Source organism: Micromonospora sp. NPDC047187 (assembly GCF_040643355.1).
GTDB classification, from domain to species: Bacteria; Actinomycetota; Actinomycetes; order Mycobacteriales; family Micromonosporaceae; genus Micromonospora; species Micromonospora salmantinae.
The window spans coordinates 12,394-25,589 of record NZ_JBEYUF010000023.1 but is presented as its reverse complement, the minus strand read 5'-3'; the positions used below and the strand labels follow the sequence as shown (position 1 = coordinate 25,589).

Here is a 13,196-nt window from a genome sequence, read left to right as displayed (position 1 = left end):
TCGGCAACGTGGACGCGGGCACCCTTTTCGCCGTCGAGCAGTGGGACGGCGGTACCCTCTGGGCGCGACATCCACGCCACACGCGCCCGTAGCTCAGCGGATAGAGCAGGGGACTTCTAATCCCAAGGCCGCAGGTTCGAATCCTGCCGGGCGCACCCCACCACCGCAGGTCAGCGGCTTGCGTGCCCGGTCCCGTCGATGACCTCGACCCCGGCACGGCCATTCATACAGCTCGGAGATCCGCTACCTAGCCTTGGAGCCGCTGGGCCCGGTACACCTGCCCATCGGGCCCCGTGTAGACCAGGGGCCAGCAGCAGGTCCGACATCGCAACCGGTGCAGTGGCTCCCCTGGCCGCTTCCCGTTGCGCCCCCTCCAGATACGAAAAGGGCGCGACGAACGTTAGCGGTGAAGCGCCCCCGTCGAACACGGCCAGTCTGGAGCCGTGGGTCCACCAGGTGTCGCCAACTTTGATGTCGCCTGCGCCCTTCAGCCAGGGATAGCGCTGGGGATCTTGTTTTCCACTCCGGCGCTCCCGGCGCTGATGGCGTCCGGCAGTGGCGAAGACGCGCTGAAGCTTCCCGCCTTGCGGTTGGTGCGCTTGTCAATGAGGAAGATCGCGAAGTAACCGCCGTCGAGTGGCTTGGGCGGGGTCTGCCAAGAAACTTCGCCGAGCACTAGTTGGTTACGTCCGTTGGACACCGGCGCGGGCTCGTTCTGGCCGAGCGCAGCCTGAGCCTCCTCGTGGCTGACGAACCGTTATCTCGGCATTCCTCAGCGTCAGCGGCCAGGGCTCGAATTCCTGAGCAGCGAATGAAGATCGAGGTGAGACCACAGCCTGCCAAGAGTTCCCACCAAACGGACCAAATGGTAGGCACTCCCTCCCTTGTGGAGAGGGTTGGGCAGCCATCCCGCTGCGGTGGTGCTCATTGCGCAGTCTTGGACGTGCATCCGTCCTTGCTCTTCCGCCCACTGACGGTAGTATCTCCGTGTTTTTGCTTGCAACGGGGAGGAAGACCACATGCGATGGAAGTTCCCGGCCGGCGCCCTATTGGCGCTGGCCTTTCTGATTCCGGCGGCTCCGGCGGCGGCGCAGTTCGAATCACCCGGGCTGAACGAGGCCTGCCAAACGGTCGAGCGCAAGGTGTACAAGGACATCCGCGAGCTTGTCACCATCGACCTGGATACCGCCACCGAGCAGGAGGTACGGGTGTTGGCTGCCCAGATCCTGGCCGCGGCGAACGCCGACTCGTTGCCCGTTCTGCCCGGCGCCATTCAGGAGGCGCTGAAGGGCACTGAGGATGAGCTCCGCGCATTCCTCAAGACGGGCGTGCAGAATGCCTGGTCAACGGCCCTGCGGATCACTGTGGTCCGAACGTTGACGGACGCCGGCGCCAACGTGGAGGCGGCCGCGCAGAAGGTGCTCGGCGAGGCGACGGTCGATGCCTACCTGGCTTACCTGAACGACGGCCTGTACGCCGCCCGTGAGCTTGACTGCGCGTCTCAGCCCACCCCGACGCCGACGGCTCAGCCCACACCGAGCGCTACGCCCAGCGCCACGACGACCGCTGTACCGACTCCTACCGTCTCCGGCAGCCCGGGTACACCCGGCGGCGAGGATGGCGAGGGCGGTGGGCTGCCCGTGACCGGTGCTGACACCGCGACCGTGGCCGGTATTGGCAGTGTGCTCCTGCTCCTCGGCGGCGCAGGCTACCTGATCGGACGCCGACGCCGTTCCCGCTTCGTGGCGTAGCTCAACTGGCGCGCCCGGCTCGATGCGTCGTCGAGCCGGGCGCATCAACGCCGTTCGTGGCCGTCGCGGATGCAGCGGGGGGCATACTGGGCGAACGCGCGCTTGCGGAAGTTCATCGGACTTGCCCGCGTAGCGAGAAGCCACTGCGCTGATAGCGTCGGACGGTGTCGATGTTCCGCAGCCCGCAGGTGATCCTCTTCAGCGAGGACGTCTCCCGCGCCGCCGAGTTCTACGCCGGTCTCGGCTTCACCGAGACCTATCGGATGCCGGCCGAGGGCGGAACGGTGTGTCAGCCCTGCTGGTGACGCTCATTGCGCCGAAGGGCCTCTTCGAGTTGGTCCTCAAGAATGATGATCCGGCAGGCCGAGGCCAGGTCGGTGCCCTGGTCGCACATCTCCCGGGCTCTCGCGGCAAGGCGCAGTTGATAGCGGGAGTAGCGGCGGTGCCCGCCAGCGGAGCGCTGCGGGTCGATCAGTTTCGCATCGCCGAGTCGGCGTAGGAAATCCTGCGAGCAGCCGAGGATCTCGGCGGCACGGCCCATCGTGTAGGCGGGGTAGTCCTCATCGTCAAGCATGTCGTCGGGTTGAGCCATGAAATCTCCATCACGAGGGCCCCGGTGCTCGGAAGCACCGGGGCCCAAGGGTTGTGGGTCAGGAACACCATCTACCGACAGAACGTCGGCTTGTCTTGTCCGCACCTGCCGTCAGGGACGGCTTCGGGGTGCGAGGATCGCATAAGCGTGACCGGAGACCACCTCTCGTTCGAGGGAAACTGCGGTGTCCGCGCCCAGCCCACGAATGCGACTGGCAGCGGGCGATCCAACGGTGCAATGCCCTCCCTTGCCTCTGATTTCCTCTGAAGTACTCCGTGCTGTCCGTCGGTGTTCGAGCCCCACGCGACTTCATGGCCCCAACACGTACGACGAACCCTCCTTGAACCTCGGGTGAAGCCCTGAACAAGCGTCGGCCCCACCCGCTGTCACACGTCCGTCTGCGGCAAATGTCTGCCGCCGAGCTGAGCAGGCCCCACAAGGTTCCCTGGGCCCCGCTCCTTCGCCCTCGTGCGGGGCGGCAACGTCAGCGTCTTTGTTTGCTCTGCTCTCGACCACAGGAACGTTAGTCGGCGGCGGCGCGAATGTCTAGCGCTTCGCTCATAGATTTTCTCCGGGGACGGAGATAGTCCTGCCGGCGCACGGCTGTCTCCTGGCGCTCAGCACCAGCACTGCGCTGACAGCGTCGGGCCGTGTCGAGGTCGATCGGGCCTGCTGCACACAAAGTGCCCGGCGGGTGTCTACGGACCGGCCGGCCTACGGCGTTAATAGGGCGTGACGTTCGAGGAGTACGCGTTCGCTCGCACTTCGGCGCTGGTGCGGCTCGCCCGGCTGCTGACCGGTGACGAGCACCGAGCCGAGGATCTGGTTCAGGATGTCCTCGCGCGGGCGTACGCCCGGTGGGGCCGCATCTCGCGGACGGACCGTCCTGATGCCTATGTCCGACGCATGCTCGTCAACACCCACAACTCGTGGTGGCGTCGGCTCAGCAGCCGCGAGGTCTCGGTTGCTGCGGTGCTCGATCGGGCTGGCGAGGTGGACGAGGCCGCCGGGGTCGCCGAGCGCGACGCACTGTGGCGGTTGGTCTGTGATCTGCCGGCGCGTCAGCGCACCGTGATCGTCCTGCGCTACTACGAGGATCTGGACGACACGTCGATCGCCGAGATCCTCGCCTGTTCGACCGGGACGGTACGCACACACGCGAGGCGGGCCCTGGCGGCGCTGCGTCAGCGTCAGGTTGCAGCTACCCACGCATGGGCAGGAGAGCTCTGATGTTCAGTGACCTCGATGAGCAGCTCGCCACCACGCTCAAGCATCGGGCGGGTGGCGACATCGATCCGACGCCGATCGTGCAACAGGCCCGGCATCGCGGCCGGCGGTTGCGAGTGTGGCGACGGGGACTGATCGCCGGCGGCGTGGCAGCGGCGTGTGCCGCTCTCACCTCGGTGGTGCTGGTGATTCCGGGCGGCGGGACCACCGATGACCGGATCATGCCGGCCGCGGCGTTGATGCTGCCGGAGGCACACAGCGATGGGACCGTACGCCCCGAGGAGGTCGGTGCCGATCCCGCGACCGTGCACTTCTCGACCGACACGCTGGTGAGCGATGCCAGCTCCGCGTCGTGGCGCACCGGGCGCGGCATCGAGAGCGTCGAGTTTCGGGGCCCGACCGGGGGGGCCCGTTTCGTGTTGGCGCGTACCGAAGGATTGCTGGACGGGCTTCAGCAGACGTTGTCCTCGCAGGGTCGACCGCAGGGACGGACCGAGGTGCGGGTCGGCGACCGCCCGGGGGCCGCCTGGTTCGATCCGTCCGGCGACCGGAAGCTGTGGTTCGTCCGCTGGCAACCCGCCGACGGGCTCTGGGCCCAGTTGGACATCTACGCGACCACCCGGGACGAGGCGGCCAGCACGGCGAGCCGGGTCCGGTTCGATGGTGCCCACCGCTGTGTCGTGCCGTTCCGCCTGGAGTCGCTGCCGCCCGACGGACGGTTGCTGGAGTGCTCGGTCACGCTCGGCCGGTCGGCGCGGGACTCCTTCGTCGAGGGCTCTCTGGTGGTCGGTGACGCATCCGGTCGTTGGCTGACCGTTCGGGCGCAACTCGCCCCGGCCGGCGACGACGCCCGCCGCGGAGACCTTGTCGCCGGCCCCTACCGGGCCCGCCGACAAGGCAGGGACGTGCTGGAGATGGTGGTCGAGCGCTGCTTCGTCGAGGCGTTTCGCAAGGGTTGGGGGAACGGCTACACCGAGGCGGAGGGCTTGGCGATCCTCGGCGGGTACCAGCCGGCCCGCGATCTCGACCGCCCGGACACCTGGTGACGCCACCACCTGACGAGGGTGTGTGATTCATGAGCTGCGGATCACCCGAGCCGCGCGGCTGGGCCGGTGTCTTGTTCGGGGCCGAGGAGCAGCCGCTCCACCCCGGTGATCCGCAGCACCCGCTGGGTGATTCCCCAGGCGCCTCGGATCGAGAAGCGGGAGCCGGCCTGGTCCGCCCGGTTCCGCGCCAGCAGAAGTACGCGCACGCCCGCGGCGCTGAAGAAGCCGACGCCGGTCAGGTCGCAACAGACTTCCGGATGGCTGTCGATGGCGATCATCAGGGCCGTGGCCAGGCGTGGCGCCGTGTCCATGTCGACGTACCCCACCGGGGCGACGACCATCCGGTCGGCCGAGATGGTCGCGGACATGTTCGTGGGCTCGGTGTAGCGGGTCACCTGGAACGACGGCCCGGAGGAGTCGAGGTCGAGGCGGCCGTCCCACTTGCTGCCGGCAAGCACCGCTGACGTGACCTGACCGATGGTGACTGCCGTCGGGGATCTGTCGAGATGGCTCTGGAAGGGCCAGGAACGCTCAGTCATGGGAGCACCCGCCTCCTGTTGAAATCCGTAACAGGATTGGCGCGTGGCTTGACCAACCTCGACGATAACCGCCTGGGCAGTCGTCCGCCACTCCGCGCGTCCGCTCCCGGCCGACCTCAGTCGGTGCTGCGCTGGCGGGCCGCCACTTCCGGAGAACAGCAGTCGGTTGCCGGAAGCCTACGGTAGGTTGCCGGACGCACCGCGGTCACGCTTGAGACCCGGCGGTCGGGTGGTCCGTTCCACCAGGGCGGCAGCGACCTCCCGCAGCTTGCGGTTGGAGTCCTGGGAAACCTTCGCCAGGACGGCGAACGCCTCGTCGGGGGTGCAGCGGCGTTCGCCCATGATGATGCCTTTGGCCTGCTCGATGACGGCCCGGCTCTGCATGGCCGACTGCATCTGCGCGGCCATGGTGGCGGTGGTGTCGTAGAGGTGGGCGTTGGCGAGGGCGACAGCGGCGTACCCCGCGAACGTCTCTGCGAGGGCGACCGCGTCGTCGTCGAAGGCACCCGCCTCGACCCCGTAGATGTTCAGCGCACCGAGCACGGACTCCTGGATCGGGAACCCGATCGACAGTGAGCTGTGCGCTCCGCCCTGCACGGCTTCGGCCGCCCACTGCGGCCAGCGGATCTCCTCGGACATGTCGGGGACGGACACGACGGCGGAGTCTCTGGCCGCCTCCAGACAGGGACCCTCACCATGCTCGTACTGCAGTTCGTCGAGCTGCAGCGCCATCTCACCGCTGAACGCTGCGGTGTGCGCACCCTCCTGCTTCAGCAACGTCACCGACACCTCCTCGGCGCCGGGGACCGTTCGCCGTGCCAACTCGGAGACCTGGGTCAACACTCCAGACAGGTCGGTTTCGCCGAGCTTGATCTGACCGAGTTCGGAGATCGCCGCATTGGGGTCAATGGGCTGCTGTGCCATGACTTCAAGGTCCTCGTGCCCGGGGCGCGTACCGGTTGCAGGAAGGCGACGGCAGCGCGCGTGGTGATGGCGCACCGCGAGCACGGGGCGCCGCACGGACTCGCCAACCGAGCCCGGGCGCCCGCTGCTGGACGCTGACTGACCGACGCACAGGCGTCGGCTGCGGCGACAACTATACGACGCGGAGTGGAACGTCCCCGAAGCAGCCGGATCGGTTCGGGCGCACCCGTTTGACCCCCCGGACGGCGGGGCATCGTGCTCAGACAGCGTGAACACCATGCCCCGGCTCGGAATGTGCCGACGTCAGCTCAGCAGCGCACGAGCCGGGCCTCGACCGCACCCGACAGCGGAGGTGGGAGGCACCGATGCCAGCAGGATCAAGCCCGAAGAGAGAACGACAGTACGAGCACATCAAGGAGAGCGCGCAACAGCGGGGCGCCTCCTCGGGGCGGGCCAAGGAGATCGCGGCCCGCACCGTCAACAAGGAACGGGCCCGCTCCGGTGAGTCCCGAACGGCGAGCCGGTCCTCCCGGAACGACGTGTCGTCAGGGCACCGTGGCGGTAAGCGCTCCCACAGCGGCGCCCAGGGTCGCACCAAGGAGCAGCTGTACAACGAGGCGAAGCAACGCGGCATCAAGGGCCGCTCCTCGATGTCGAAGAGCGAATTGGAGCGTGCCCTGTCGAAGTAGCAGCCGCGTTGCCCGCCCCGACACGGCGGGCGTCCTGGACCTGCCGAGTCGGCTCAGACGGGCTTCAGCAGGGCGACCAGCGTGTCGTCGCCCTGGCCGAGCTGCGCAGCGCCGCTCGCCGGCGCGACCAGGAAACGGCGGCAGCCATCGAGTTCCACGTACCGGTCGGGGCCTGCACCTTCGAGCGGGCGTAGCACCGCGAAGCGGGTCGCCGGGGTGGCACAGTCGGTCACGGCCCGGCGGTTGGACAGCGCCCGGAGCACGCCCGCCTGGCGCTCGGTTGGCAGCGGACCGCCGTACACGAAGTCGCCCGCGGGTTTCTCGCCTTCCTGAAGCGACGCGGGCACCTGGTAGACGCAGAGGCGCAGCGGCCCGGCGGCCGGCGGTAGCCCCGGCCCGGGCGGCCTGGGGCTACCGTTCCGGGTCTCCACCCACACCATGTCCGTCCACTGCTGCGCGCATCCGGCGGCCTCGGCCGCCGCGGATTCGATCTGCCGGATGGTACGGGTGTCCACAGTGGTCCACCGCGGCCCGGCCAACGCGGCGATCACCTCGGCGCGAGGCTTGCCGCAGGAGTCTGTTGGGATGTGGGGCCGCAGCCAGCGCCCCCGGTCGTCCACCAGGGCCAACCACGGCGGGATGACCATCTCGAGGGTGCAGGCGACCTCCCCGCCGGTCTGCTCGCTGGGCAGGCGAAGTGCGGTGAGCAGCGGTGCGATCTGCTCGGCGCGTCGCTCGGTGGCGATCTGCTCCTGGCCGCCGTTGGGGCCCGGCCGAATCTCACGCCCGCAGATCACGGCCGCGACCGGGGTGAACGCCGGGTCGATGCGACCGATCGTCGGCTCTGTCCCGGCCGGTGGCGACGTCTCCGTGGTCGGCACCGTGATCATCTCGCCGGCCCGGGGTGCCGCCTCGGCGCAGGAGGTCCACCCGTCGACGATCTGGGCCGGACCGGGCTCCCTCGGATCGCCCGGCCCGACCACCGTGCCACCGCAGCCACCCATCGCCATGCCGAGCAGTGCCACCGCCAGTACCGTCCGGGACGAGCGCATCCGGCTCACCACCCTTCCACCCGAGGATGAGACGGACGACAGACGCGTCCGGTTCCGGCCGGCCAGCCCGAGGCGTGACGTGGGCGACCGGTGGGGGCGTCGCCGGCTGGCCCGGGGCGTCCGCCGGCAGAATGGCCGAATGGCACATCTGGGACTTGTCGCGCTGCTGGTCAGGGAGTACGACGAGGCGATCGACTTCTACGTCGGCGACCTCGGTTTCGAACTGGTGGAGGACACCGCCCGACCCGACGGTTCACGCTGGGTGGTGGTCCGCCCGGCGGGGGCCCGGGAGACCGCACTGCTGCTGGCCCGGCCGAGCAGCGCCGAGCAGCAGGCTCGGATCGGCGACCAGACCGGCGGCCGGGTCGGGCTGTTTCTCTACACGGAGGATTTCGCCCGGGACCATGCCCGGATGGTGGCGGCCGGGGTGCGTTTTCTGGAGGAACCGCGGCACGAGGCGTACGGTTCGGTAGCGGTGTTCGTCGATATTTACGGCAACCGCTGGGACCTCCTTCAGCCCCGCAGCACAGAGTGACACATTAGCGACACTCCGCACACAAAGGATCACCCCGTCACGGTCCACCATGCTATTGTCCGATGTCGATCTACGCCGCGTGGACCCGGACCGGGTCGTTGTCGGAAGGACACTTCCCGATGCCGGCCGTTGCCACCCCAACCGTGCCGCCGCCCACGCTCGACAATCCGGCCGGCGGGGCTCTGGGCCTCATCTTCACCACGTTGCCAGCGCTGCTGCGGCTGAGCTGCGGGCTGTTCGGCGCGGCGGTGGCCGTGTCGGTGCAGACCCCGCCGGTGCAGCAGGCGGTGTTGCTGCCCGCCGTGGCCGTGCTGACCGGCTGGTCCCTCTGGTACGCGCACCGCGCGTTGCGCCACGGCATCGGCCCCGGCCTCGTCGCCGGTGACGTGGCGGTCACCGCGCTGACCTGCCTGCTCATCCCGGTGCTGGTGGCGCCCGAGGTGCTGCCCGGCGAGGGCAGTTGGATCGCCGTGCTGGCCAGCACCACGGTGATCAACACACAGGCCACGACCTCGGCCCGCTGGTCGATCCCGGCCGGGCTGCTCGTGATAGCCACCTACGTGACCGGGGCGCAGGCCGCCGGCAACCCCACCGAAGCTCGGGCGCACGCGGCCACGCTACTGGCGCAGACCGCCTGCACGGCGATGATGGCGGCGGTCATGCGCCGACGCATCGGCCGGGCGGACCGCGCCTTCGTCGAGCACCAGCGGCTGACCCGGGAGGCGTTGGTCGCGCGCGCCGCCCGCGAGGCCGAACGCCAGCAGAACCGCGACCTGCACGACACGGTGCTCGGGACGCTGACCATGGTGGGGCTGGGCGCGGTGGCTGGGCCCTCGGCCGTCTTCCGGGACCGGTGCGCGGCCGACCTGCGTACCCTCGTCACGCTCACCGACGTCGGCCCGGTGGCCGGCGACGGCCCGGTGCCGCTCGACGGGCGGTTGCGGTTGGTGGTCGGCCGGCTGCCCGAGCTTGCGGTACGGCTGGACCTGGCGTCCTGCGCCGTCCCGGTCGGGGTGGCCGACGCGATCAGCGAGAGCGCCTACGCGGCGCTGTCCAACGTGGTCCGCCACGCGCCGGGCGCCGGGGCCACCCTGCGACTGACCCGCGACGCGATCGGCGTCGTGGTCGAGGTCGCCGACGACGGCCCCGGCTTCGACCTGGCCACCGTCCCACCGCACCGGTACGGGTTGCGCGAGTCGATCCGCGGCCGGATGGCGACGGTCGGTGGCCGGGCCGACGTGCACTCGGCCATGGGCGCGGGCACCCGGATCCGACTGGAGTGGCCCGGTGTCGGCTGACCTGAACGCCGCGGCACACCCCACCGACGCGCCGGAGGCACCGGACCGGACCAGCGTTCCGACGCCCCGGGAGCCGGACTCCCCCGCAGCGCTCGCCGCGCCGGCCGCCGTGGCGCACGCGTCCGACCGGGGTGCCCGGATCGCCGCCGTCGCCATCGCGTTGGCCTGGCACGTCGCGATCGCGCTGCCGGCGGTGCTCTCCGCCCGCGCGGAGTTCGCCGCGCCAGCGGTGGTGCTCGGCGCCTGGATACTGGTCGCCGTGACCGGCGCGGTGGCCGGGGTACGGCTACTGCAAGGTTCGCCACTGCCGCCGTGGCCGCTGGCCGGGCTGCTGCTGGTCGTCGACGCGGCAGTCTTCGCCGCGGCCGGTGAGCGGCAGTTGTTCACCGCCGCCAACTGGGTGTGGGGCACGCTGGGCTGGTTCTTCGTGCTCGCGGTGTGGGGCCGGCGCGTCATGGGGCTGATCGCGCTCCTCAGCACGCACGCGTTGATCGCCCTGGTCGCCGTGCTCGTGCACGGCCCCGATCCGGCCGACGTCGCACGCTACGTGATGTACGTCTACGGCACGTTCTCCCTGCCGGTGGCGGTCTTCGTGGGCAGCACTGTCATCGTCGGCCTGGCTCGGGAACGGGCCGCCGTCTCGGCCACCGGTCACGCGATGGCCGCAGAGCGGGATGCCGCCGAGCGGGGCCGTCGGGAACGCCGGGACCGGCTCGCTCTGGTCAGTTCGGCGGCCGGGCGGGTCCTCGGGGACCTGGCCGGCGGCCAGGCCGACCCGGACGACCCGGAGGTGCAGCGCCGGTGCATGCTGGCCGCCGCCCGGCTGCGCCGGCTGATCGCCGAGTCCGACGACGTGCCCGACCCGCTGTTGCACGAGTTGCGAGCCGCCGCCGACCTGGCGGAACGCAACGGCCTTCCGATCGACCTGGTCACCATCGGCACCCCGCCGCCACTGCCGGTGGAGGTCCGCCGCCGGCTGGCCGACCCGCTCACCGGCACCCTCGCCGACGCCCGGGGATGGGCGCGTCTGACGGTGGTCTCCGGCTCGGACGAGGTGGTGGTCAGCCTGGTCACCCCGGATCGGGAGGGGCCGGAGTCGACCGGCCCGCCCCCCGGGGAGCACGACGACGGGCCGGTGCAGTACCTCTACGAACGGGACGGGAACATCAGATGGGCGCAGACCCGGTGGCGGCGGTGAGCGGCGATCGGCCGGTCGGGGTGGCGATCGTCGACGACCATCCGGTGGTGGTCGAGGGGGTCCGCGCCTGGCTCGCCACCGAGCCTCGCCTGACGGTGCTCGCCACCGGCGACGACCCGGACGCGGTGCTGCGGGCCGCGCCGGACGCCGACGTCGTCCTGCTCGATCTGCGACTGCACGGGCGGATGGCGTTGGACAAGTTGGCCGAGCTGAGCGCCGCCGGCCGGCGGGTGGTGGTCTATTCGGAGCACACCGACCCGCAGACGATGCTCGCCGCGCTGGACGCCGGGGCGGTGGCGTTCCTGGCCAAGCACGAGGGCCGGGAACACTGCGTGGAAACGGTGCTGGCCGCCGCGAGCGACCGCCCGTACGTGCCGCCGGCGCTGGCCGGTGCGATGGTCGGCGACCCACGGCCGGACCGGCCGATGTTGTCCGACAAGGAACGTGAGGCACTGCTGCTCTGGTTCCAGTCGATGTCCAAGGCGTCGGTGGCCCGGCGGATGCAGATCAGCGAGCACACAGTGAAGCAGTACGTCGACCGGGCGCGGATCAAGTACACCCGGGCGGGGCGACCAGCCGCCACAAAGGCGGCACTGCTCGCCCGTGCGATCGAGGACGGTCTCGTCCGCCCGGAGGAGATCGGCATCTACCGGTCACAGGCGACACACGACCGGCCGACCCCCTAACAGGCGTCATGACAGGGGCGCTGCGGTCCGGAAGGCTTCAGTACACAGCCAGCTGACCGGAAGGTCGTGACGATGCACGCCGACGCGTCCCCCTTCTTCATCGGTCCCCACCGGTTCGACGCCCCCGACGACGACGTGGGCCCGACCCTGGACCGCCGCTACAACCTGCGACCGATTCCCGGCGAGCGGCTGCTCCGGCGACACCGGCTGCTGGTCGCGGGCTACCTGCTCGGGCCCAGCGAGGTACGACGCCGTTGGCAGATGCCCGAGCCGGTCGCGGTGACCGTCACCGACCAGCGGATCTGCTGGGTGGGCAGTGGCTCGCAGCTGTCGCTGGTCGCCGACGGCACGCACCGGGCCCGACCGCCGGCTCGACTGAACGGCCTGATGAGCGGTCAGGTCCGCTGGCAGTGGCCGTCCCGGTTGGAGCTTCCGGCGAGCGCGCCGGACGCCCCGGCGCAGTTGCTGATCGTCTGCGACGCGCTGCGCACCATTCAGCAGCCGGCGCTGGCCCTCAGCGGAACGACCGCCGAGGTCGTGGCGCTGGCCCGGCAGGTCCGCCGGGCGGTGGCCATGTTCCGGCTCAACCGTCCACAACTGGTCGACCTCTCGGCCCAGGAGCGCGACGTGCTGCTGGTGCGGGCCGGCCCCGGTCTGCTCGCCGGCGACACCCGGATCACGCTGCCCGGCTCGTTGCCTGTGGAGTTCCACTCCCGGGACGACTACTACCGCTCGAGACCGGATCCGACAGAGTGGGGCGGGCTCGCAGGCGGCGCAGCATCCGGGCATCGGTGAAACCGACAGCCCGGGCGGCGGCTTCCACAGTGGTGCCGTGCCCGATCAGGTGTTCGGCCCGTTCCACCCGGAGCAGCTGCTGGTAGCCGAGCGGGGTGAGGCCGGTGCTCGCCCGGAAGAGCCGGGTCAGGGTTCGTTCGGCCACGCCACCCGCGGCGGCCAGTTCGGCAAGCGGCAGGGGCTCGGCGTACCGGCTGTCGATCAGATCCTGCACCCGGTGCACCGAGTCGGACAGGTGTGAGCGGTGCCGCATCAACGCGCTGGCCTGCGGCTCGTGGCCGTTGCGGCGCGCGTAGACGACCAGCGTGCGGGCGATCTTCGCGGCGGTCGCCGGGCCGTGCCGGGTAGCCACCAGATGCAGCGCCACGTCGATGCCACTGGCGATGCCCGCCGAGGTGACCACCCGGTCGTCCACCACGTACAGCACGTCGCGGACGACCTGGGCCGCCGGGTGCCGGCGGGCCAGGTCGTCCTGTACCTCGTGGTGGGTGGTGCAGCGTCGGCCGTCGAGCAGTCCGGCCCGCCCGAGCGCGTACGCCCCGGCGCAGACACTGGCCACGGTGCCACCGGCCGCGTGGTGCTCGGCGAGCCGCCGCAGGTCGCCGGGCGACACCGGTCCCTGCGGCCCGTGTGCCGCCGGCCGCCAACCGGGCACGATCAGCAGGTCGTCCGGGGCTAGCTCGGGCCACCGGGTGTCGGCGACCAGTGGTACGCCCTGCACGGTGGGCACCTGCTCGCGCTCCGCGACGTAGTGCAGCTGATAGTCGTACCCGAGGTCGGCGGCGCTGGAGAAGACCTGGGCCGGCCCGGCGAGGTCCAGCAGGTGCAGCTGTGGGACCAGCAGGAAGACGACCCGGGTCACGA

General features: G+C 70.5%; 16 protein-coding genes and 1 tRNA gene. 11 read left to right on the top strand and 6 right to left on the bottom strand.

Annotated features, from left to right (window positions below):
• Window positions 1-82 precede the first annotated feature (82 nt).
• Window positions 83-155, top strand: a tRNA-Arg gene (locus ABZ794_RS27190).
• A 332-nt stretch (window positions 156-487) separates the two neighbouring features.
• Here the strand turns inward: ABZ794_RS27190 and ABZ794_RS27185 are convergent.
• Complete coding sequence (locus ABZ794_RS27185; protein ID WP_357518207.1) at window positions 488-700, bottom strand: hypothetical protein; 213 nt, start codon at window positions 698-700, stop codon at window positions 488-490.
• A gap of 319 nt (window positions 701-1,019) precedes the next feature.
• On the opposite strand from ABZ794_RS27185, the gene ABZ794_RS27180 reads away from it, so the two are divergent.
• Together ABZ794_RS27180 and ABZ794_RS27175 are read left to right on the top strand one after the other, a co-directional pair.
• Entirely contained in the window at window positions 1,020-1,751 is a 732-nt protein-coding gene (locus ABZ794_RS27180; protein ID WP_357518205.1) for an LPXTG cell wall anchor domain-containing protein, read from the top strand.
• A gap of 164 nt (window positions 1,752-1,915) precedes the next feature.
• Window positions 1,916-2,056: a hypothetical protein gene (locus ABZ794_RS27175; RefSeq protein WP_357518203.1), complete on the top strand. Its 141-nt coding sequence runs from the start codon at window positions 1,916-1,918 to the stop codon at window positions 2,054-2,056.
• On the opposite strand, the gene ABZ794_RS27170 is transcribed toward ABZ794_RS27175, so the two are convergent.
• Complete coding sequence (locus ABZ794_RS27170; RefSeq protein WP_210787733.1) at window positions 2,041-2,343, bottom strand: MerR family transcriptional regulator; 303 nt, start codon at window positions 2,341-2,343, stop codon at window positions 2,041-2,043. The two genes, ABZ794_RS27175 and ABZ794_RS27170, sit on opposite strands and share 16 nt — an antisense overlap.
• 732 nt (window positions 2,344-3,075) lie before the next feature.
• Between ABZ794_RS27170 and ABZ794_RS27165 the strand changes: the two genes are divergently transcribed.
• Complete coding sequence (locus tag ABZ794_RS27165) at window positions 3,076-3,573, top strand: SigE family RNA polymerase sigma factor (RefSeq protein ID WP_210784578.1); 498 nt, start codon at window positions 3,076-3,078, stop codon at window positions 3,571-3,573.
• Window positions 3,573-4,616, top strand: coding sequence for a hypothetical protein (locus ABZ794_RS27160; protein WP_357518200.1), 1,044 nt, complete (start codon window positions 3,573-3,575; stop codon window positions 4,614-4,616). The genes ABZ794_RS27165 and ABZ794_RS27160 overlap by 1 nt, the downstream gene beginning before the upstream one ends.
• Window positions 4,617-4,657: 41 nt before the next feature.
• Here ABZ794_RS27160 and ABZ794_RS27155 read toward each other — a convergent pair whose 3' ends face one another.
• The gene (locus ABZ794_RS27155) at window positions 4,658-5,155 is read right to left on the bottom strand and encodes an STAS domain-containing protein (RefSeq protein WP_357518198.1); all 498 of its coding nucleotides are present in this window, start codon (window positions 5,153-5,155) and stop codon (window positions 4,658-4,660) included.
• A 177-nt stretch (window positions 5,156-5,332) separates the two neighbouring features.
• Complete coding sequence (locus ABZ794_RS27150) at window positions 5,333-6,079, bottom strand: GAF and ANTAR domain-containing protein (RefSeq protein ID WP_357518197.1); 747 nt, start codon at window positions 6,077-6,079, stop codon at window positions 5,333-5,335.
• A 365-nt stretch (window positions 6,080-6,444) separates the two neighbouring features.
• Here ABZ794_RS27150 and ABZ794_RS27145 point away from each other — a divergent pair, with 365 nt between their 5' ends.
• Window positions 6,445-6,768, top strand: coding sequence for a plasmid stabilization protein (locus ABZ794_RS27145; RefSeq protein ID WP_091405580.1), 324 nt, complete (start codon window positions 6,445-6,447; stop codon window positions 6,766-6,768).
• A 53-nt stretch (window positions 6,769-6,821) separates the two neighbouring features.
• On the opposite strand, the gene ABZ794_RS27140 is transcribed toward ABZ794_RS27145, so the two are convergent.
• Window positions 6,822-7,820 carry a hypothetical protein gene (locus tag ABZ794_RS27140; RefSeq protein WP_238688574.1) on the bottom strand — a complete coding sequence of 333 codons (999 nt, stop codon included), beginning with the start codon at window positions 7,818-7,820 and terminating at the stop codon, window positions 6,822-6,824.
• Window positions 7,821-7,959: 139 nt separating this feature from the next.
• Between ABZ794_RS27140 and ABZ794_RS27135 the strand changes: the two genes are divergently transcribed.
• The 5 genes from ABZ794_RS27135 to ABZ794_RS27115 all read left to right on the top strand — a co-directional run bounded on the left by ABZ794_RS27135 (window position 7,960) and on the right by ABZ794_RS27115 (window position 12,332).
• A complete protein-coding gene (locus ABZ794_RS27135; protein WP_210784573.1) occupies window positions 7,960-8,355 on the top strand; it encodes a VOC family protein in 396 nt (131 codons plus the stop codon).
• 119 nt (window positions 8,356-8,474) lie between these two features.
• On the top strand, window positions 8,475-9,653 hold the full coding sequence (locus ABZ794_RS27130) for an ATP-binding protein (protein WP_357518256.1): 1,179 nt from the start codon (window positions 8,475-8,477) through the stop codon (window positions 9,651-9,653).
• Window positions 9,643-10,851, top strand: coding sequence for a hypothetical protein (locus tag ABZ794_RS27125; RefSeq protein ID WP_357518193.1), 1,209 nt, complete (start codon window positions 9,643-9,645; stop codon window positions 10,849-10,851). The genes ABZ794_RS27130 and ABZ794_RS27125 overlap by 11 nt, the downstream gene beginning before the upstream one ends.
• The gene (locus ABZ794_RS27120; RefSeq protein ID WP_210784571.1) at window positions 10,824-11,537 is read left to right on the top strand and encodes a response regulator transcription factor; all 714 of its coding nucleotides are present in this window, start codon (window positions 10,824-10,826) and stop codon (window positions 11,535-11,537) included. The genes ABZ794_RS27125 and ABZ794_RS27120 overlap by 28 nt, the downstream gene beginning before the upstream one ends.
• A gap of 72 nt (window positions 11,538-11,609) precedes the next feature.
• Complete coding sequence (locus ABZ794_RS27115; protein ID WP_357518191.1) at window positions 11,610-12,332, top strand: hypothetical protein; 723 nt, start codon at window positions 11,610-11,612, stop codon at window positions 12,330-12,332.
• On the opposite strand, the gene ABZ794_RS27110 is transcribed toward ABZ794_RS27115, so the two are convergent.
• On the bottom strand, window positions 12,214-13,194 hold the full coding sequence (locus ABZ794_RS27110; RefSeq protein WP_238688570.1) for a DJ-1/PfpI family protein: 981 nt from the start codon (window positions 13,192-13,194) through the stop codon (window positions 12,214-12,216). The genes ABZ794_RS27115 and ABZ794_RS27110 overlap by 119 nt on opposite strands.
• Window positions 13,195-13,196 lie beyond the last annotated feature (2 nt).

What these genes read in the sequence shown, in the direction of transcription:
- ABZ794_RS27180 (WP_357518205.1), top strand. Translation starts at nt 1,020, where the DNA reads ATGCGATGGAAGTTCCCGGCCGGCGCCCTATTGGCGCTGGCCTTTCTG.
- ABZ794_RS27170 (WP_210787733.1), bottom strand. Translation starts at nt 2,343, where the DNA reads ATGGCTCAACCCGACGACATGCTTGACGATGAGGACTACCCCGCCTAC.
- ABZ794_RS27160 (WP_357518200.1), top strand. Translation starts at nt 3,573, where the DNA reads ATGTTCAGTGACCTCGATGAGCAGCTCGCCACCACGCTCAAGCATCGG.
- ABZ794_RS27155 (WP_357518198.1), bottom strand. Translation starts at nt 5,155, where the DNA reads ATGACTGAGCGTTCCTGGCCCTTCCAGAGCCATCTCGACAGATCCCCG.
- ABZ794_RS27150 (WP_357518197.1), bottom strand. Translation starts at nt 6,079, where the DNA reads ATGGCACAGCAGCCCATTGACCCCAATGCGGCGATCTCCGAACTCGGT.
- ABZ794_RS27145 (WP_091405580.1), top strand. Translation starts at nt 6,445, where the DNA reads ATGCCAGCAGGATCAAGCCCGAAGAGAGAACGACAGTACGAGCACATC.
- ABZ794_RS27140 (WP_238688574.1), bottom strand. Translation starts at nt 7,820, where the DNA reads ATGCGCTCGTCCCGGACGGTACTGGCGGTGGCACTGCTCGGCATGGCG.
- ABZ794_RS27135 (WP_210784573.1), top strand. Translation starts at nt 7,960, where the DNA reads ATGGCACATCTGGGACTTGTCGCGCTGCTGGTCAGGGAGTACGACGAG.
- ABZ794_RS27130 (WP_357518256.1), top strand. Translation starts at nt 8,475, where the DNA reads ATGCCGGCCGTTGCCACCCCAACCGTGCCGCCGCCCACGCTCGACAAT.
- ABZ794_RS27120 (WP_210784571.1), top strand. Translation starts at nt 10,824, where the DNA reads ATGGGCGCAGACCCGGTGGCGGCGGTGAGCGGCGATCGGCCGGTCGGG.
- ABZ794_RS27115 (WP_357518191.1), top strand. Translation starts at nt 11,610, where the DNA reads ATGCACGCCGACGCGTCCCCCTTCTTCATCGGTCCCCACCGGTTCGAC.